The organism is Rhodococcus sp. ACPA1 (genome assembly GCF_002300195.1).
Taxonomy (GTDB): Bacteria; Actinomycetota; Actinomycetes; order Mycobacteriales; family Mycobacteriaceae; genus Rhodococcus_F; species Rhodococcus_F opacus.
The window spans coordinates 526,528-545,986 of record NZ_NSDX01000003.1 but is presented as its reverse complement, the minus strand read 5'-3'; the positions used below and the strand labels follow the sequence as shown (position 1 = coordinate 545,986).

Annotated in this window: 17 protein-coding genes and 1 pseudogene; 14 read left to right on the top strand and 4 right to left on the bottom strand. The window is 64.9% G+C overall.

Annotation, left to right across the window (positions count from 1 at the left end):
• The first annotated feature begins 510 nt into the window (after window positions 1-510).
• The gene (locus CJ177_RS13025; RefSeq protein ID WP_005250686.1) at window positions 511-1,584 is read left to right on the top strand and encodes an alkene reductase; all 1,074 of its coding nucleotides are present in this window, start codon (window positions 511-513) and stop codon (window positions 1,582-1,584) included.
• Between the two features lie 263 nt (window positions 1,585-1,847).
• Here the strand turns inward: CJ177_RS13025 and CJ177_RS13020 are convergent, their stop codons facing one another.
• Window positions 1,848-4,043: a LuxR C-terminal-related transcriptional regulator gene (locus CJ177_RS13020; RefSeq protein ID WP_257014504.1), complete on the bottom strand. Its 2,196-nt coding sequence runs from the start codon at window positions 4,041-4,043 to the stop codon at window positions 1,848-1,850.
• Between the two features lie 341 nt (window positions 4,044-4,384).
• On the opposite strand from CJ177_RS13020, the gene CJ177_RS49195 reads away from it, so the two are divergent.
• On the top strand, window positions 4,385-4,768 hold the full coding sequence (locus CJ177_RS49195) for a helix-turn-helix transcriptional regulator (RefSeq protein ID WP_143548693.1): 384 nt from the start codon (window positions 4,385-4,387) through the stop codon (window positions 4,766-4,768).
• Window positions 4,769-4,934: 166 nt separating this feature from the next.
• Here the strand turns inward: CJ177_RS49195 and CJ177_RS13010 are convergent, their stop codons facing one another.
• Window positions 4,935-5,381: a cupin domain-containing protein gene (locus tag CJ177_RS13010; RefSeq protein ID WP_061045927.1), complete on the bottom strand. Its 447-nt coding sequence runs from the start codon at window positions 5,379-5,381 to the stop codon at window positions 4,935-4,937.
• 105 nt (window positions 5,382-5,486) lie between these two features.
• On the bottom strand, window positions 5,487-5,984 hold the full coding sequence (locus tag CJ177_RS13005) for a MaoC/PaaZ C-terminal domain-containing protein (RefSeq protein ID WP_025433362.1): 498 nt from the start codon (window positions 5,982-5,984) through the stop codon (window positions 5,487-5,489).
• A 282-nt stretch (window positions 5,985-6,266) separates the two neighbouring features.
• Between CJ177_RS13005 and CJ177_RS13000 the strand changes: the two genes are divergently transcribed.
• The 12 genes and pseudogenes from CJ177_RS13000 to CJ177_RS12945 all read left to right on the top strand — a co-directional run bounded on the left by CJ177_RS13000 (window position 6,267) and on the right by CJ177_RS12945 (window position 17,787).
• On the top strand, window positions 6,267-7,157 hold the full coding sequence (locus CJ177_RS13000; RefSeq protein ID WP_005250676.1) for a CoA ester lyase: 891 nt from the start codon (window positions 6,267-6,269) through the stop codon (window positions 7,155-7,157).
• 24 nt (window positions 7,158-7,181) lie between these two features.
• Window positions 7,182-7,652: pseudogene (locus CJ177_RS12995) on the top strand (MaoC family dehydratase); the annotation flags it as partial.
• A complete protein-coding gene (locus CJ177_RS12990) occupies window positions 7,649-8,485 on the top strand; it encodes a fumarylacetoacetate hydrolase family protein (RefSeq protein WP_025433364.1) in 837 nt (278 codons plus the stop codon). The pseudogene CJ177_RS12995 and the gene CJ177_RS12990, both read left to right, overlap by 4 nt.
• Window positions 8,486-8,878: 393 nt before the next feature.
• Complete coding sequence (locus CJ177_RS12985; protein WP_061045928.1) at window positions 8,879-10,003, top strand: substrate-binding domain-containing protein; 1,125 nt, start codon at window positions 8,879-8,881, stop codon at window positions 10,001-10,003.
• 63 nt (window positions 10,004-10,066) lie between these two features.
• Window positions 10,067-12,607 (top strand): ATP-binding cassette domain-containing protein, encoded by a 2,541-nt coding sequence (locus CJ177_RS12980; protein WP_037183036.1) that lies wholly within the window; start codon window positions 10,067-10,069, stop codon window positions 12,605-12,607.
• A 13-nt stretch (window positions 12,608-12,620) separates the two neighbouring features.
• Window positions 12,621-13,637: an ABC transporter permease gene (locus tag CJ177_RS12975; RefSeq protein WP_095867883.1), complete on the top strand. Its 1,017-nt coding sequence runs from the start codon at window positions 12,621-12,623 to the stop codon at window positions 13,635-13,637.
• Window positions 13,634-14,485 (top strand): mycofactocin-coupled SDR family oxidoreductase, encoded by an 852-nt coding sequence (locus tag CJ177_RS12970; RefSeq protein ID WP_005250666.1) that lies wholly within the window; start codon window positions 13,634-13,636, stop codon window positions 14,483-14,485. Before CJ177_RS12975 ends, CJ177_RS12970 begins: the two co-directional genes overlap by 4 nt.
• A gap of 43 nt (window positions 14,486-14,528) precedes the next feature.
• Window positions 14,529-14,882 (top strand): EthD family reductase, encoded by a 354-nt coding sequence (locus CJ177_RS12965; RefSeq protein ID WP_005565844.1) that lies wholly within the window; start codon window positions 14,529-14,531, stop codon window positions 14,880-14,882.
• A gap of 45 nt (window positions 14,883-14,927) precedes the next feature.
• The gene (locus tag CJ177_RS12960; RefSeq protein WP_025433368.1) at window positions 14,928-15,788 is read left to right on the top strand and encodes an LLM class F420-dependent oxidoreductase; all 861 of its coding nucleotides are present in this window, start codon (window positions 14,928-14,930) and stop codon (window positions 15,786-15,788) included.
• Between the two features lie 42 nt (window positions 15,789-15,830).
• Entirely contained in the window at window positions 15,831-16,343 is a 513-nt protein-coding gene (locus CJ177_RS12955; RefSeq protein ID WP_005250660.1) for a nuclear transport factor 2 family protein, read from the top strand.
• A 238-nt stretch (window positions 16,344-16,581) separates the two neighbouring features.
• Window positions 16,582-16,905, top strand: coding sequence for a hypothetical protein (locus CJ177_RS46780; protein WP_025433369.1), 324 nt, complete (start codon window positions 16,582-16,584; stop codon window positions 16,903-16,905).
• 99 nt (window positions 16,906-17,004) lie between these two features.
• Complete coding sequence (locus CJ177_RS12945; protein WP_082764949.1) at window positions 17,005-17,787, top strand: SDR family NAD(P)-dependent oxidoreductase; 783 nt, start codon at window positions 17,005-17,007, stop codon at window positions 17,785-17,787.
• 264 nt (window positions 17,788-18,051) lie between these two features.
• Here CJ177_RS12945 and CJ177_RS12940 read toward each other — a convergent pair whose 3' ends face one another.
• Window positions 18,052-19,335: a nitrate/nitrite transporter gene (locus CJ177_RS12940; protein ID WP_061045930.1), complete on the bottom strand. Its 1,284-nt coding sequence runs from the start codon at window positions 19,333-19,335 to the stop codon at window positions 18,052-18,054.
• Between the last annotated feature and the right edge of the window lie 124 nt (window positions 19,336-19,459).

Sequence of the window (19,459 nt, the reverse complement as noted above, 5' to 3'; positions counted from 1 at the left end):
CGCGCCCTCACTGCGAGTGCGGCCGTTCGAGATGAACGACTCCCCACACCGGAGCAGCCACATCAGGCCTGATTGCCACAGCCTGTGACACGCACCCGACCATGCGTCCCCCTGTGAGGGTTGACACATCGACCGATACCACCAATACTTACGAACGTCCGTACGTTTTTGCACGGGAGAGGCACTTCGACCAATCATCGATCGCACACGGGTCAACGAAGACATCATGCGAGACACCAACCCCACCTGAGCATTACCGGATCCGACGATTCGTCCTACGACACCGTTCGATGAGTCCCGAACAGGGCTCTTTCGTCGCAACCTCGGGCCTCGCTGCGCCAACGAGACTGCGCCCTTGGGCTCGGCCGACGACGGCACCACCAAATTCACGCGCACCAGACACCGAAAGCGCGGTCGACAACCAACCGTGCAAATGGCAGTGCTTAGTACTGATGCAAGCCAAGCGATAACCGGCGGACAAACATCCCCACAGTAAGGAGATCTCAGGTCATGTTGTTCGAGACATACAAATTGGGTTCACTCGAGCTGTCGAATCGAGTCGTCATGGCACCCATGACGCGGGTTCGCGCCTCCGAGACGGGACTGCCGTCCCAGAGTGCCGCGCTCTACTATGCGCAACGTGCCAGCGCAGGGCTCATCGTCAGCGAGGGCATTTCGCCTTCGAAGCAGGGACAGTCCGAGCCGAATATTCCCGGTCTCTACAACGATGAGCAGGAGGCTGCCTGGCGCCCGATCACCCAGTCTGTTCACGATGCCGGCGGCCGGATCTTCGCCCAGCTCATGCACGGCGGCCGCGTGGGGCACCCGGAGATCAACGGTATGCAGCCGCTCGGAGCCTCGCCCATCGCCGCCCAGGGCACGATCTTCAACTCCGGTGGTCGGCTCGCGTTCGTCACGCCCGTCGAGATGACCGTCGAGCAGATTCGAGAGCAGGTCAACGTGTTTGTCGCGGCGGCGGAGCGTGCGATCGCCGCCGGCTTCGACGGTGTCGAGATCCACGGCGCCAACGGCTACCTGATTCAGCAGTTCCTGTCGGACAACAGCAATCAGCGCACCGACCAGTACGGCGGGTCGCATGAGAACCGGGCACGCTTCGCGGTCGAGGTCGCTACCGCCGTCAGCGCCGCCATCGGCGCCGACCGGGTGGGGATCAGGTTCTCACCCGGCGGGAAGTTCCACGATATGAACGAGAGCGATCCCGAGGGCCTCTACACCACGCTTCTCAACGCCCTGAATCCGCTGGGGTTGGCGTACCTTCACATCCTCGAGACTGCGTCGGACGATATCAACGACCGGATCCGGGAGATCTGGACTGGTCCGCTGATCGTGAACCCTGCGATTGTCGGAAGTGCAGACTTCGTCGACAAGGCGAATGCCGATCGGTGGTTGTCGCGCGGCGGCGACCTGATCGCATTCGGCCGGTACTTCATCTCCAATCCGGACTTGGTACGTCGCCTGCGCGATGGCCTCGAACTGACCATGCCCGATCTCGACACCTTCTACTCGGGCGGGGACAAGGGCTACATCGACTACCCGGAGTGGTCGGACAGCGCCGTCAGCTGACAATGGTTGGGCGTGGCCGGGCCGGAGGTGTTCCGGCCCGGCATGGGGTGCTGTGTTGAGCTACCAATGAAGTTGCACCGCCACAGATGCTGTCGGCGGTCATGTTGGGCCTCCAATGAGCGATGCCGGAGGGCGCGTGCGTTCGAGTTGCCTGCCGGTGTGCGCGATTCCACGACTCCGTAGGCCCCTCAAGACCCCGCCGCCCCGCGTTGTTGTGGCTCGAAAGCTTATCGTTCACCCGACGAACATCCACGTGATTGGGTCTACCGCCCGCGCCAGCCGACTTCCAAGACGGCCTCGGGGTCGACGGCTTCGCGCTCTGTCAGCCAGGCGGCAACGTGGACTCGGGAGGTGAATCCGAGTTTGTTGAGTATCCGTTCGACGTGGCCTTGGGCTGTGCACTGCGAAATGACCAGCGTCTCGGCGATCGCCTTGTTGGTCGACCCCTGCCTGATCAGCTGGGCGACCTGCCACTCACGCGGGGTCAATAGATCACCGGATCGGGTGCAGCGCTCATCTCGGTCGGGTTGTTCACCGAGTGCGTACGCCACGGCCTGGTCGAGGCTGAAGCGTCGCCCTCGCTGCTGCGCTTGGGATTGCTCCCGCTCGCCGAGTCTCAGCGTGGTCCGTGCGCGCACATCGTCGAGGTTTGCCGGTGCGCCGGTCGGGATGCGGCCGACACGGTGTTGCCATGCAGCTGCGGCTTCGAACAACACAGCGGCGCGTTCGGCGTGGCGGTCGGCGGTGAGGTTCGCGGCGATATGTAGGAGGTCGGCTGCAAGGACAGGACTTCGCAGCTGTCGTGTCAGATGTAGAGCAACTTCGAGGTGATGAGCTGCCCGTGTGGGTGCACCCGTCTCGGAGATAGCAGCGAGGGCCGTATGAGCAACGGCCCGGTTCACCGATTCGCCGTGTGCGTCGGAGATTACGAGGGCTTCTTGGAGGTAGGTGGCTGCGCTCTCGAGGTCGCCGTTGTGACCGAGAGCGCGACCGAGTCCGGTCAGTGCTTCCAAGCGTGCGGTGTCGTCCCCGGACGCATCAATCGCCTCGAGCGTGATTTCAAAGAGCGCGGCCGCCGCCGTGGCATCGTCAGTCGCGAGCGACACTTCGGCTTCCGCACGTAGAACGAGTTGCCCTACGCCCGGATCCAAGTTCAGGGCGGCGAATCGACGCGCCTCGGCGAGCAGATCGAAGGCCTCGCGAGATCGCCCCTGTAAGCCGGCCAGTGTGCTTTCGGCGCACAGCGCGGTGACCTGTGCGAATGAGCGTCCCGGGAGTTGGTGGGCCCGGGCGTGGCTCAGCCAGTGTCGGCCCTCGTCGAGGAGACCGCGTGTCACCCAAAAACGCCGGAGAGCGATCGCGATGCGAAGTCCGCACGGTGCGTCGCGCGGCTCGTCGAGGCAGGCCGACATCACGGCATAGAGGTTGGCCCGTTCTCGGGCGAGGCGATCGATGAGTTCGACCTGCCGAGAGCCTAGCCAACAGGCGTCCGCGTGGAGGGCGAGTTTGATGAACCAGTCTCGATACCTGTGGAGGACGGTCGTGTGCCGGTCGGTTGCCCGCAGCTTGTCGAGGCCGTAGTGGCGCACCGTCGCGAGCATGCGATATCGCACTAGACCGCGGGTCTGTTCGGGGGTGATGATCGACTTGTTGATCAGCGAGGTCAACACGTCGAGTAACTCGCCTGAGGTGGCGTAGCCGGCGCATACTGCTTCGGCGGCGTCGAGGTCGAATCCGTCTTCGAAAATCGACAGCACCTCCCACAGACATCGCTCGGCCGCGGAGCACAGGTCGTAACTCCAGTCCAGGCTCGAGCGCAGGCTCTGCTGGCGGGCGGGCGCTCCCCGGCTGCCGAGGGTGAGGAAACAGCACGGGTCGTCGAGGTGTTCGAGGATCTGCTGTGCGGACAAGGCCCGCAGCCGCCGAGCCGCTAGCTCGATGGGTAGGGGAAGCCCCTCGAGACGCTGGCAAATCTTCACGACGGCGAACTGATTGTCCTCGGTGATCCCGAACCCGGGCACGGCGGCGCTGGCCCGATCGGCGAACAGGGCGACCGCCTCGTAGCTGGGGAGCCCGCTCGGTGAACTCGGGCAGTGGCAGTCGGGGGTCGCCAACGGTCGCAGCGCCAGGGTGGCTTCGCCGCCGATGCCCAGACATTCCCGACTGGTGGCCAGGATGCGCAGATCCGGGCAGACCCGAAGCAGTTTGCCGACCACTACCGCAACGTCGTCGACCAGGTGCTCGCAGTTGTCGAACACGAGTAGCGCGCGTTGTGCCGCCAGGTGTTCGGTCAGATCGTCGAGAGAGGGCGCTGTGATCTCGAGTGCCAGTGACTCGGCGAGGGTGCCGATCAGTTTCCAGGCGTCGTGCACGTCGCCGAGTTCGACGAGCCGGACACCGCCTGTGAACGTGTGCGCGACGTCTGCCGCCACGCGCAACGCCAGACGTGTTTTCCCCACTCCCCCTATTCCGGTCACGGTGACCAACCGGTGAGTACCGAGGAGTCGTTTGGCGTCAGCGAGTTCGGTGCGCCTCCCGACAAAGCTGGTTAACTCGAGCGGGAGGTGCACTGTTCGATCCCCAATGGCAAGCGACATGGAACCGCTTCTTTCAGTGGAGTTGCTTCGGTACCCGACACTCGCTTAAACTTACGAGTGTTTGTTTGCTTTAGCCTACGACCCTACCCGGCGGATGACAAGGATCTCCCTGTCGGCCAACCATTTCAGGCCGAGTTTGAGCAGGTCTCGAAATCCGCGTCGGAGCGTCCATGGCTCGGTTGGACCCGGAGGTTGCGGAATCGATGACGATGTACTCCGAGCTGAGCCTGATCCTCGACTTGCTTCACTCTCAGCACGTGGATGACCGGGCGGCACGCCTTCGTGCCGCATCGGCGCTGGAGAGGGTCCTGCTCTCCGGCGGCCGCGCCGATTCGTGTGTTCACACCGGACTCCCGGCCCGCGGCGATACCGCGCGCCCTTCCGATCACGATGAGCCGTTGACCGGTCGCGAGCACGAGATTCTGGGAATGATGGCCGATGGTGCGTCGAACGCCGAAATTGGTCGTGACCTGTACATTTCGAGGAATACGGTCCGATTCCACGTCAGCAATATTCTGCGCAAGATGTCGGTGAACAATCGCACCGCGGCGGTGGCGAGAATGACAACCGGAATCGGCGCGCGCTGAACCTCTCCCCCGACTCGCCCCGTCTCGGCGCACCGAACAGCCGATATGTGTTCCGCCGCCCGACACACCGAAGTCCTCCGGCCGTGATTCGGCCGGAGGACTTCCGTGGATGGAAACTATCGAGCCGCAGGAGAGGATTCCCTGCGATGAAGCGGTGGCGGGAAAGTCAGTGCGCCTCGGCGTGGGTTCCGACACGGACGTATCCGGCGAGAGAGCTGTCGTCTACCTCGGGCAGATTGACGACGATGTTCTCGGGCGTGCGGGTGGTGAGCCAGATGAGTTCCTCGGTGGTGCTCATGTTGGCTTCGACGTGCGGCATGAAGGGCGGGACGAAGACGAAGTCCCCTTCCGACATGTCGATGTACTCGCTGAAGTTCTCGCCGAAATAGATTCGCGCCTTGCCGGTGAGAACGTACCCGCCGGTCTCGGCCTCACCGTGATGATGCGGCAGGGACCGATATCCCGGCTCGTTGAAGACCTTCCCGAACCAAATCTTCGTCGCCGGCGTGTGCTGGACACTGACTCCGGACACACGCACCGCGCCACCCGATTGGCCCGTATTCTGCGCTTCCTCTCCTTGACGAGTGACTACCGGCTTGTCATGTTCAGCCATGCTCAATTCCTTTCAAGAACAAACGTTCGCTTGCAACGCAGCGTACGAGTGCGCCCGTGATCACACAAGAGTGCGCGAGGGTCGCAATCCGTCACCTGCATGTCGTCAGCAAAGCGCCTCGGGACGTCGGCGGATCATGAAGCTGCTCCGGAAGGTCATCACGGCTTCACCCCGCTGATTGAGCGCGCTGTAGGCGAAAGACCAGATGCCCTGGTCGGGCTTCTTGGTGGGGCGGGAGGCAATGAGTTCGGCTTCAGGATGCAGGGTGTCGCCGATGAGCACCGGACGCACAGCGCGCACCTCGTCGAGGCCGAGCCAGGCGACGACATTGTTGAAGTATCCGGTCTGCGTCGTCAGCCCCAGGGCGAGCGACAGCGTGAACGGCCCGTGCGCGATCCGCTGTCCGAACTGGGTGCCGGCGGCATACTCCTCGTCGAGGTGCAGCGAGACGATGTCGCAGGTCAGCCCTGCCCAGTGCACCAGGTGCGCGTCGGTGACAGTCATGCCGGGCCCGCGGAGCACGTCCCCGAGGTCGAGGTCCTCCCACCAGCGATCAGGCTGCCCGATCACTCGGGCGGCAGTGCTGACGTCGTTGATTGTCATCGAAACTCCTCATAGCGCCGGCGCCGCCGGCCGTGTTAACGTACGAGCGATTGTTCGTTTAACAGTACGGGCCGCCAACCCGCTGGTCAATCATTTGGTCAAAGCCTGCACCACGATGTCTGGATGTGACGCGATGCCGCACACCACAAGGTCCCGCGCCTCATTCGCGGTGGGCGCGGATTTCTCCGGATGGCCGGTCCGGCGATCGGCGGTATCACCCGGGACCGTGTGGGGAATCAGTGACGCCCCCGCACCGGCGGTGCCCTATCGAGTGAGGAAGTAATGCGACCCCTACGTTCCCTCCAGTTCGTGCCAGCCCATCGTGAGGGCTGGGCGCAGAAGGCAGTGCGTGCCGGCGCCGACGCCGTGATCCTCGATCTCGAGGACTCGGTTCCCGAGCCGAGCAAGGCGGATGCCCGCGCAATGGCAGCCGAGACGATCGACGCCCTGCGCAGTGACCATCCGGATGTGACGGTGCTGGTGCGCCCGAACCCGCTCGACACGGACCATTTCGGCCGAGATCTCGCGGCTGTGGTGCGCGCAGGACTCGACGGGTTGCTGTTGCCGAAGGTGTACGGAGCCCGTGAGGTCCTCGACTTCGCTGCGTTGCTCGAGCACTTCGAGATCGAGGCCGCCCTGATCCGGGGCAGCGTCGAGGTGATCCCCACCCTCGAGACCGCGAAGTCGCTGGTGAACTGCGAGGCGATCGCCGCCGCGCATCCGCGGGTCGCGTCGCTGATGGTGGCCGCCGCCCGCGATGCCGACGTCTCGCGCGAGGTCGGTTTCGAGTGGACCGCTGAGGGCCTCGAGACCTTGCATTACCGCAGCAAGGCGGTGCTCGCCTGCCGTGCCGCCGGATTGGCCCACCCCATCGTGGGGCTGTGGCAGGAGATCGCCGATCTGGACGGTTTGCGCCGATTCGCCGAGGGCAACCGTCGGCTCGGCTTTACCGGCCAGGTCCTCATCCACCCCTCGCACATCGAGACAGTCAACGACGTCTACGCCCCGGACCCGAAGGTCGTCGACCGCTTCCGGCGCATGATCGAGGCTTTCGAACAGGCCCAGGCGAAGGGCCAGGCCGCCGCCCTCTTCGAGGGCGAACACGTCGATATTGCGCACGTCAAGACCGCCCGCGGCGTGGTCGCCCTCGCCGAATCCATCAGTTCGCATTAACCGCAACAACCTCGTAAGGAATCGACAATGAGTGGACTGTACTTCGAAGAACTCGAGCCCGAGCTCGTCATCAAGCACGCGGTGACCAGAACTGTCACCGAGACTGACAATCTGCTGTTCACGACGCTCACCTTGAACGTCCAGCCCCTGCATCTCGACGCCGAGTTCGCCAAGAACAGCATGTACGGCGAGCGTATCGTCAATAGCGTCTTCACCCTCGGCGTCGTGGTCGGCATCCCGGTGCAGGAAACCACCCTCGGAACCACCCTGGGCAATCTCGGTTTCGAGGAGATCGCCTTCCCGGCACCGGTGCTGATCGGTGACACCCTTCGGGTCGAGACCCAGATCCTGTCGCGACGTGAGTCGAAGTCGCGCCCGGACACCGGCATCGTCCGGTTTGAGCACCGCGGCTTCAACCAGAAGGACAAGTTGGTTTGCCGCGTGCAGCGGTCCGGCCTGATGCTCAAGAAGCCCGCCGAGGTCGCTGTCTCATGAGGCTGGCCACGCTGCGCCTGAACGGATCGACCTCCGCCGCACGGATCGACGGCGAAACCGCGGTGCTGATCGAGCCCTATCCCAGCCTCTCGGATCTGCTGCGCGACCCGCACTGGCAGCGCATCGCCACCGAGGCAGCCGGGCAGGTCGTCGACCTCGGTGCCGTGGAGTACGCGCCCGTGGTTCCGCATCCGACGAAGATCGTGTGCGTGGGCCTGAACTATGCGAATCACATCGAGGAGATGGGACGCGAACTCCCCCGCTACCCGACCTTGTTCGCCAAGTTCCCCGAAGCACTCATCGGCGCCTACGATGACATCCACGTCCCGGCCTACGCCGATCAACAGGTCGACTGGGAGGGGGAGCTCGCCGTAGTCATCGGCAAGACGGCGAGAACGGTACTGGCCGACGACGCCGGCGAGTACATCGCCGGCTTCGCGGTCGCGAACGATGTCACCATGCGCGACTACCAGTATCGAACGCAGCAGTGGCTGCAGGGCAAAACCTTCGAAGGAACCTGTCCGCTCGGTCCAATGCTGGTGACCCCGGACGAGTTTTCGCTCGGCGCCCCACTGACCACCCACGTCGACGGCGCCGCCGTCCAGTCGGACTCGACCGGCGACCTGGTGTTCACCCCCGCCCGGTTGATCGAGTACATCTCCCACATCGTCACCCTGCAGGCCGGGGACGTGATCTTGACCGGAACTCCCGGCGGGGTGGGCCACCCGACCGGAACACATCTGTCCGACGGCCAGGCGCTCACCACGGAGATCACCGGCCTGGGCACACTGCACAACACTGTGCGCGTTGCCGCTCCGGTCGCGATCGGCTGACAGCCGCTCTGCACTCCACAATCGAATACGACACGGCCACTAGCCCTCCCAGTCCGCCACGGACCGGGAGGGCTAGTGGCCGTGCCCCCCTCGAGTCCTCCGATCCCTGCTGCACAGATCGCGCACGTTGGTTTCGGGTGTTTGCACGCGACAGCGAACTCCACGGCCGCAAGGTCCACGAGCGGTTATTCACCGACGCAACAGGGTTGGTGAGTCGACGATGGGGCGGGCCAGGCGCGGCACAGTCCCATTGACGTGTGACGGCTACGAAGTAGCCAATTTCCCCTGGAAGCAGCATGCCGTAGATCACCCGTTGACGAATGATGTGCTCTACGCCACAATACAAAGAAACGAGCAAACGTTCGTCAGTATCTGGCAGAAGAAGGAAAATCCATGAACGCTCTTTCTTGTCGTCGCGCAGCCCTTGCCGGAGTTGCCCTCAGCGCAGTCCTCAGCGTCGCGGCGTGCACGGCTAGCGCCCCGGCCGAATCGAGCGGTACTTCCGGGGGTTCGACGAGCGACGGCGGCCAGGCCCTGCCGGTCGAACAACTCTGCGGCGATCGCCCGCTGAAGATCGCGCATGTAGCTGGCTTCGGCGCCAACTCCTGGCGCAAGATCACGCAGGCCGAACTCACCGACGAGCTCTCCGCGTGCCCGAACGTGACCCTCGAGTACACCCAGGCCGACAACGACCTGCAGAAGTACATCACCGCGATCAACTCGTACACCGCACAGGGCTTCGATGCGATCGTCACCTACGACGACTTCGGCAGCCAGGCGCTCAGCGCCCTGAAGAACGCTCATGACTCCGGTGTCGTCGTCGTGCCCTATATCGCCGATCCCGGTGGTGAGGTCGGTGTCGACTACGACGGATACGTCCAGTACAACTTCGATGTCGAGGGCGACGCGATGGCCAAGTGGCTGGGCGGCCAGGTCCAGCCGGGCAGCAAGATGCTCTTCAGCGGCGGCCTGCCGGGTGGCAGCCCCTCGACCGTGGCGCTGTGGGACGGAATCAACGAGACCTCCAAGGAGCTCGGTGATCCCTTCACCCCGCTGACCAACGAGCCGCAGCCGTCGAGCTGGGACGCGGCATACGAGCAGCGCGCGATGGCCGGGGCGCTGACCAAGTACCCCGAGATCGACGCTCTGGCATCGGATTACGGTGTCGCGTCGAAGGGCGGGCTGCGAGCGTTCATCAACGCCGGCCGGCCAATCCCGCCGCTGGCGACGTCGGCGACCGACAACGAACTCGGCTGCATGTGGTTGCAGTACCACCAGGCCAACCCGGATTTCCAGTTGCTGACCCTCGACGGCACCACGACCGTCGTGCGCATCGCAGCCCGCAAGGCATTGGCCGCGCTCAACGGACAGCCCGATAACGAGCCGGAGAACTTCGAACTGCCGACATTCGTCGACACCCTGGGCGGCAAGCTCCCGACCTGCCGCGAGGACCTGCCGCCGGACGCCGATCTGTCCTCGGCGCTCTCGCCCGAGCAGCTCTCGGCCGTCTTCCAGTAGCGGCCGGGCGCAAGGGACGAGGAGTGGTCAACTATGACTCAGCAAGAGATCGTCGAGGATGTGATGTACGTGAGTGACGTGCAGGTTCAGGAAGATCCGGTCCACGAGATCGCCGATCAGGACGTCGTCCTGCGGCTGGACGCGGTGGACAAGAAGTACCCGGGCGTCCACGCGATCAAGGGTGTCTCGCTCACCGTGCGGCGCGGCGAGATCCATGCGCTGGTCGGCCAGAACGGGGCGGGCAAGTCCACCCTCGTCGGCATTGCGGCCGGTTCGATCACCGCCGATTCGGGGACGGTGGAGATCGGTGGCGTCGCCGCTACCGACCCGTCCCCGGCATGGTGCCGGGAGCAGGGGCTCGCCATCGTCTACCAGGAGCCGGCGCTTCTTCCGGATCTGACGGTGGCCGAGAACATGCGCCTGAGCATGCCCGAGGACCGCCGCCCTTCGGTCGGCGAGCAGGTCGGCTGGGCGGAAGGCATCCTCTCGCGGTGGAGCAGCGTGGCCTCGATCGATCCGCGCACTCCGGTCCGCGAGTTGCAGCCCGATGCGCGGTTCGTCGTCGAGATTGCGAAGGCCATGGCGGAAGAGCCCAAGGTCATCGTCCTGGACGAACCCACCGAGCATCTGCTGCCGCCCGCGGTGGCAGAGTTGTTCCGCCTGGTGTCGGAGTTGATCGACGCCGGTGGGGCCGTCGTGTACATCTCGCATCGGCTCAACGAGGTCAAGCAGATCGCCCACACCGTGTCCGTGCTCCGGGACGGCGCGCTGGTCGGGACGTTCGACGGCGCCGAGGTCACCGAGCAGGACGTGGTCAACCTCGTCGTCGGCCGTGAGCTCACCCGCGCGCACACCCGGGCCGAGACCCGCACGACTGCACTCGGTGACACCTTGCTCGAGGTCACCGGATTCTCCGGTACAGGGTTCGACGACCTGGACCTAACGGTCCATGCCGGCGAGATCGTCGGGTTCGCCGGCGTCGAGGGGCAGGGACAGCGCGAGGTACTGCGTGCGCTCGGCGGCTTGGTCGCCGGGCGCGGCACCATCGAACTCGGCGACCGCACGGTCAAGACGTCGAGTCCGACGGCCGCGTTGGCCGGGGGCATCGCCTACCTGCCGCACGATCGGCACCACGAGGGCATTCTGCCGGGCCTGAGTCTGCGGGAGAACGCCTCGCTGTCGTCGCTGGGGCGGTTGTCTCATCTCGGCGTGCTCTCTCGCCTGCGCGAGCGCAAGGCCACGTCCGAAACGTTCGCGTCGATGCGGGTCAAGGCGCCCTCCGCCGAGGTCGATATCGCCACTCTCTCGGGCGGAAACCAGCAGAAGGTCGTGCTCAGCCGAGTGCTGATGACCGAGTCGAAGCTTATTCTGGCCGACGAGCCCACCCAGGGTGTCGACATCGGCGCCCGCGAGGAGATCTACACCATCCTGCGGGAGGCGGCGGCCCGCGGCGCGGCGATCATCGTGCTTTCCTCCTCTGCTGCTGAACTCGAGCAGCTCTGCGATCGGGTCATCGTCTTCTCCCGTGGCAAGGCCGCGAAGGAACTCGTCGGCGACGACCTGTCCGAGCACGGCATCGCCCAGGCCGCACTCAGTGCCACCGGCAGTCGTAGCCGGGTCGGTACGACACTGCGGAAAGTCACTTTCGGTCGGAAGCTGGCCCGCAACGACCTCACTCCCGCGGCGATTCTCGCGATCGCGACCATCCTGCTCGCGGGTGTGGCGATCAGCCAGAGCGAGTTCTATCTCACCGCACGCAATTTCGGGCTGATCTTGCCACTGCTGGCCACCTTGGCGTTCTTCGCGATGGCCCAGCAGGTGGTGATGATGGTCGGGGGCATCGACCTGTCGGTCGGACCGCTGGCGGGCCTATTGGTCGTGGTCGGCTCGTTCGTCCTGTCTGCGTACAAGACGCCGATCGGGATGATCATCGGGCTGATCGTGCTCGCACTCGTGGCCGCGGTCGTCGGTCTGGTCAACTGGACCTTGGCGGTGGTCGTCAAGATCAACCCCCTGATCGCCACCCTGGTGACCTATACAGCGATCCAGGGCATCGCATACCTGCTACGACCACTGCCGGCGGGCAAGATCGACCCGATCTTCCTGTCGTACGCGTCCACCAAACTCGGATTCATCCCGATCATGATCGTCTTGGCGATCGTCGTCGCGGTGCTGCTCGAGTTCGCGATGTACCGGACTCTGTTCGGTATCCGCCTGCGCGCCACCGGATCCGCGCATGCAACCGCAGATCGGATCGGTGTGCGCACCAAGCGGATCACTCTCATCGCGTATGTAGGATGTTCGGTGCTGGTCGTCCCGGCGGCCGTGCTGCTGATGGCGCAGGCCGGTACCGGAAATGCCAGCATCGGCGACAGCTACACCCTCGCCAGCATCGGTGCCGCGGTACTCGGTGGCGCCTCGATCTTCGGTGGGCGCGGCTCGTTCATCGGTGCCTGCCTCGGCGCGGTGCTCGTGATCCAGATCAATACGGTTGTGCAGTTCATCGGCTTGCCGCTGTACTGGCAGCAGTGGCTGCTCGGCGGTCTGACCATCGCCGCGGCCGCCTTCTACTCCAAGTCCCGAACCCTCGCAGAGCGGAGCTGACGCCGTGAGCGCAATGCACGCACCACAAGCACTCCCGAACACCGAACCGAAGGACTCCGGTTCTCGCCGCTGGACGCCGACCTGGAACAGCACCAGCTCGGTCATCGCGATCACCGTGGCCCTGTTCGGTTTCAGCTGGCTCATCGCACCCGGCAGCGTCTCCGGCAGCGCGATCGACTCGCTGCTGCCCTTCGCCGGAATCCTGGCGATCGCCGCGATCGGGCAGACCATCGTCGTCATGCTCAAGGGCATCGACCTGTCACTGCCCGGCATGATGACGATGGCCGCCCTGGTCAGCAGCCAGTACGCCCAGGACCACGGCAGCATCCTCACCGCGTTACTCATCGTCGCCGCCATCGCCGTCGTCGTCGGACTGGTCAACGGCATCGTCGTCTCGGCGTTCTCGGTGACCCCGCTGGTGGCCACCCTGGCAGTCAACGCCGTCCTGATGGGCGCCGCCCTCGCGTACTCCGGAGGAACCCCGACCCGCGCCCCTCAGAGCGTGTCCGACTTCGCACTGGAAAAGACGATCGGTGTCTCCAATACGGTGTGGCTCGCGATCTTGCTGGTGATCGTCACCGTCTTCGCGACCGGCCGCACCGCCTGGGGACGCCGGGTGATCGCCGTCGGGTCGAACGAGCGGACCGCGCACGCCGCGGGTGTGCGCACCTCCCGAATCAAGATCAGCGGATACGTCGCCGCGGCACTGTGTTACAGCGGCGCCGGTGTCCTGCTGGCCGGGTACGTGAGCACACCGAACACCAACGCCGGCACCAGCTACCTCCTGCCGGCCATCGCGGCAGTCGTCGTCGGCGGCACCGCGCTGACCGGTGGCCGCGGCAACATCATCGGCACGGCCGTCGGGGCCCTGTTCCTGAGCCAGCTCACCCAGCTGGTGCTCTCCCTCGGCGCACCGTCCTCCACCCAGTTCCTCGTCCAGGCCGTGGTCATCGCCGTCGCGGTGGGAGCACAGCAACTGGACCTGCGCCACATCCTCCACCGTCTGATTCCCGGAAAGGAACATTCATGACACACATCGGTCAGCGACTGAACGGCAAGGTGGCGTTCGTGACCGGCGCCGCCCGCGGCCAAGGCCGATCGCACGCTCTCACCCTCGCGGACGAAGGCGCGGACCTCATCCTGCTCGACTCGGTACGCCCGATCGACCAGGTCAGCTACGCAATGCCCGAGCATGCCGACCTGAAGGAAACCGCACGCCTGGTCGAGGAACGGGGCCGCAAGGCGGTCGTGATCGAAGCCGACGTCCGCGACGAGTCGATGATCGCCGCGGTCGCCGAGGCCGCCGCCGAACTCGGTCGACTCGACATCGTCGTCGCCAACGCCGGCGTACTCGGAGCAGCCAAACCCTCCTGGGAGCTGACCCGTGCCGAATGGGACACCCTGATCGACATCAACCTCACCGGCGTCTGGCAGACGATGAAGGCGGCGCTGCCGCACATCATCGCCGGCGGCCGAGGCGGGTCCATCATCGCGATCAGTTCCATCGCGGGCATTCGCGGAGTGCCGCACGTGGCGCACTACAGCGCCGCCAAGCACGCCCTGGTCGGACTGGTCGGCTCGGTCGCGAACGAGGTTGCTCCGCACAACATCCGCGTCAACACAGTGCATCCGACCAACGTTCGCACCGACATGATCGACAACCCGACGGCGGCGAAGATCTTCCGGCCGGACCTCGAGGACCCGACCCTCGACGACGGGATCGACGTTCTCGGGCGGATCAACCTGCTCCCGGTGCCGTGGGTGGACTCCTCCGACATCTCCGAGGCCGTCCTGTGGCTGGCCAGCGACGAGTCACGGTACGTGACCGGCACCGCGCTTCCCGTCGATGCCGGAATGCTCGCAAAGTACCCCGGCTGACAACACACTTCCCTCCAAAGACCCCAACAGAGAAGGAAAATCAATGACAGTCAATGGTGGACCGGTCCGCACGATCGCACTGATCGGACGCAAGCCGGGTATGTCGTTCGCCCAGTTCGACGAGTACTGGCGAGAAAAGCACGCCCCGCTCGCCGCGCAGGTGCCCGGCGTGATCCGCTACGTGCAGCGGCACGTCGTTCCGCAGGAAGGTGCCACCGAACCCGACAACGGATTCGGGATCGACGGTCTGGCCGTTCTCGACTACGAGAGCGCCGAGGCGATGGAGGCCGGTTGGGCATCCGAGGCCGGTCAGGCGGCACTCGCGGATGTCGAGAACTTCATCGGCAAGCACTACGTCGTGGTCCTCGAGGACCACGTCGTCGTCGACGACGCCTGAACCCGTCGGCGTCCCTTACACGCAGACACTAGTTAGGAGCCCGTCATGGATGTGGGCGTCGTTTACTTCTTCACCGATCAGGGTCCGGACCCCATTGAGTTCGGGCAGGCCGCGGAAGGGTACGGATTCGAGTCCCTGTTCGTGCCCGAACACACACATTTCCCGGTGTCCCGGAAAACCGACTACCCGATCCCCTACGGCGGGCCCGAACTACCCGGGTTCTACCTACGCACCTACGACCAAATCGTCACGATGTCGATGATCGCCGCACACACGCAGACGATCATGCTCGGGACCGGCATCTGCCTGCTCGCCCAACACGATCCGATCGCCAAAGCCAAGCAGATCGCCACCCTCGACCACCTCTCCGGCGGCCGCGTCATCTGCGGCGTCGGAATGGGGTGGAACGTCGAGGAGGCCGAGGCACACGGCGTCGTGTGGAAGCAGCGCTATTCGACCGTCCGCGACAAGCTCAAGGTCATGCAGGCACTGTGGACCCAGGAGGAGGCGAGTTACGACGGGCAGCGGGCGTCCCTCGCCCCCTCCTGGGCGTGGCCCAAACCCGCGCAACCGAATGGTCCACGCACCTACCTCGGCGGCGCCGGTCCGACCACGATGCGGCACGCCGCCGAGTGGGCCGACGCCTGGTACGTCGTGCCCTCAGCGGAGGATCCGACTCTGTCGAAGACAGTGCCCGAGTTCCGTAGGGTCGTCGAGGAGTCCGGTCGTGATCCCGAGTCCGTGGGTATCGCGGTGGCCTCGGCGCCGCCAGATCCTGCAGCACTCGAGAGCTATCGAGAATTGGGGATCGAACGGGCAGTGCTGTGGGTCGATCCGGCAGATGACCCGGGCGAGGGCATGCGCAACCTCGAGACGGTCTCCAAGGTCCTCGCACAGATCTCCTGACAAACCTTCCAGAACTCAACCCTCACAGGAGGACTCGAAACCATGAACACCACTACCGCGGATGTGAGCATCGCCGAGCTCGCCGAGCGACTGATACGACTCGAAGACGTCCGCGCAATCGAACAGCTCAAGTACCGCTACGCCGGCTTCTGCGACAACGGCTACGACCCGGAGGGCATCGCCGGCCTGTTCGTCGAAGACGGCCGGTGGGTCGTGGACGGCGAGGGTGGATCCATGACCGGCCACGAGGAGATCAAGGCGCACTTCCGGGCGTTGTCGGACAAGATCACCTGGGCGCTGCACTACATGATCGCCCCACGTGTGGAGCTCGCCGACGACGGCCAGAGCGCAACCGGATACTTCTACCTGCTGTGCCTGTGCACCATCGAGAACAGCCAGGACGCCACCAAGAAGGACCCGGTCATCCTGACGATCAACTACACCGATCAGTTCGTCAAGCGCGACGGCACCTGGTATTTCCAGGAACTGCGCGGACGCACCCACCAGGTGTCCAATTGGGACCAGGGCTGGGTCAAGCAGCCCTTCCGCGACTGAGGCTGCGGCAGCACCCATTCGGCCGCTCCGGCCATCCCGAGCGAGGCCGAGTTGTCAACGTGCGGGGCTACGGGGTCACCTCCGTCGCCCCGCACAGCGGCGCATCCCACCCGCGACGGAAGTGGCACAACACCTTATCCGCCGGTCCGCTCCTTTCAATTGTTCGACGGGTGGGCCTCACGCTTTGTGGGCCGCGATCCAGGAATCACGCAGTGCAGCGCATTTGGAAGTTATCGCCATGCAGCCCAGCAGATTCGGAAAGATAGCGTCGACTGATGTCGACGCACAGGTCGAGCGTTATAAGCGACTGCGGCGCAAGAAGCGGGACGGCGAACGTAGGAGGTCGCGTCCTCCGGCGGAAACCGATGCGCACGCGATGGTTCGTGTGGCGCTGGCCTGGCTGCCCTACGGCGGCGTTCCGGCCGACGAACTGCTGGTGCACTTCGGACTGACGGAAGATCAGTTTGTCACCGCACTCTGGCAGATCATGACCGACGGTCACTGTGCTCGAGAGGATGCGCGGGACATTGCCGAGCATTACCCGCGGTCGACGAACAACTGAGGAGCGCCGAGTCCGCACCGATCCGGTGCGTGGCGGCATGGGCGGCCGGTGCGATAAGTGGCTGTGTATTCATCATCAACGTTTTCAGGGGAGGAAATTGTGATCGAAACTGCCAGTGGAACCGGGACTCGTCTTGCCGATCGGACGGCGGTGATCACCGGCGGCGCGTCGGGGATCGGCCGGGCCAGCGCTCTACGATTCGCGTCCGAAGGCGCTGAGGTCGTCGTATGGGACCTCGATCCGGTCGGGATCGATGCCGTGGTCACCGAGATCCGCCAGGCAGGCGGACGGGCTCACGGGGTGGCGGTCGACATCTCCGACGCGTCGGCGGTGGCAGCGGCGGCCGCCGAGACCGCGGCCGTGGCGGGTGAGGTGACGGTGCTGATGAACAACGCCGGTGTGCTCGACGATTATGCCCCGCTCCTCGACACCGACGAGGCGCTGTGGGACCGCATCATCGGCGTCAACCTCAAGGGCATGTTCCTGGTGACCCGCGCGGTGTTGCCGTCGATGATCGCCGCTGGCGGCGGGTCGATCGTCAACACCGCCTCGGTCGCCGCGTTCATCGCCGGTGGAGGTGGTACTGCGTACACCAGTTCCAAGCACGGTGTGGTCGGGTTCACCCGGCAGATGTCGTTCGACTACGCGCACCAGAATGTGCGGGTGAACGCGATCGCGCCCGGTGCGGTGGAAACCGGGATGTCCAAGGACATCTTGTACAACGAGGATCTGCCGGTCGTGGAGGCGCTGCGTAGTGCACCGGCGGGCCGGCATGCGCAGCCCGAGGAGTTGGCGAACGTCGCGCTGTTCCTGGTCAGCGACGAGGCGAGCTTTGTGCACGGCGCGGTCTACGTCGCGGACGGCGGCTGGACCATCCGCTGACTTCCCTACTTCGACGACAAAGGGGGCTCGGACCGGATCGCGGTCCGAGCCCCCTTTGTCAGTGCTCGTCCCGTCATGCGAGGCATCTCGGGTGTTGTCGAGCACGACCCGCAGAGTGCGCGGGAGTGCTCTCCGGCTCCGGACTCGCGCCGCCGTCGTGTGAACCGCCCGGAACCGGAGAGCGTTTGGGAGCCGACCCGCAAGGATGACGCAACGGCTGGTATGCGGTCTCGCGGGTCGGCGATCAGGGGGTTGAGTGTGGGTCTACAGCCGGGAGCGGCGGGCGCACTCCACGCTCAGCAGGCCGAGGACTCCGATGGTGACCATGGCGTAGGTGGCGCTGCCGGTGGCGTCGATGATCAGCCCCAGCATCGGGGCGGCCAGGACGGCGCCGACATTGCTGACGGTGACGATGAGTCCACTCGTCTGGTAATTCGCCTGCGGCTGAGACAGTTCCGCCGCCCATGCCCAGTAGGTGCCACCGTAGAGCGATGCTGCCAGGAACATCATGCACAGGTAGATCCCCAGAGTGCTCGCGGGAATCCCGGGCAGAGCGACAACCATGACGCCGGCCAGACCGGCACCGATCATGTTCGTCTGGAATCGCTCGCCGCGGAAGAGCCGGTCCGACATCAGGCCACCGACGGGAGCCGCGACGAGTTTGAACATGAAGGTGACGCCGATGATCGCCGAGGCTTCGAGCAGCGTCATGCCGCGGTCTTGTTCGAGGAACAAAGGCAGGGCGTAGGAAAGCCCGTAAAGGGTGATCGCCGTTCCTGCCCCGTACAGCGAGGACCACCACACACGGGAGCTGCGCAGCGCCTCGGCGAGCGATCCCGGTTTGGGGAGCGCATCGAAACGGGTCGAGTGCGGGCGCCGGAGTCCGACAGGTTCGGCAACGAGGGCGTCCATCGAGGGCACACCGGGGTGGGCCTTATGGAAGTCCTTGACAGTGAGCACGAACAACGCACCGCAGGCGACGCTCGGGACCACGGTCAGCCACATCGAGGCGATCTCCCACGACATGCCGCTGTCGGTCAGCAGCGGTCCGGCGAACGAGGTGATGGAGAAGCCGACGCCGAGGAAGCCCATCAGCAGGCCGGTCGCGAAACCGCGACGGTTCTTCGGGAACCACAAGGATGCGTGGGTGGCCAGGGACGCATTCATCACGCCGCCGCAGCAGCCCAGGAGCAGACGCAGCACGAGCATTCCGGTGTAGGACTCACCGACCACCGGGATCAAAAGCGCCGAAACGGCGTTGCAGAGCAGGCCGATGACGACGATCTTCTTCACCCCGATACGGGCGGCCCACTTGCCGGCGAAGACCGGAACCACGCAGAACGTGAGCATCGATGCGGTGGTGAGCAACGACAGTTGGGTGGCGTTGATTCCCCAGTCGTCCTGGATGACCGTGCCGAACACGGCGACGGTGTTCAGGCCGATGAAGCAGCACATGAAGCACAGCAGGCTGACCAGCAGGACCCACCAACTGTAGAGGGGTGCACGTGTGTAGGTCACTCGCGCGCCGGTGAGCGTCGATGTTGTCATGACGTGGCTCCTGGTATCTGGATTCTCCGCCGACAAGGCAGGAGGCGTCTTCGGGTGGGTGCGGTGAACCTAAGTGCACACGGCGCGCGGCGGATTCGACCGCCAATTGCAGTCGGAACAAATG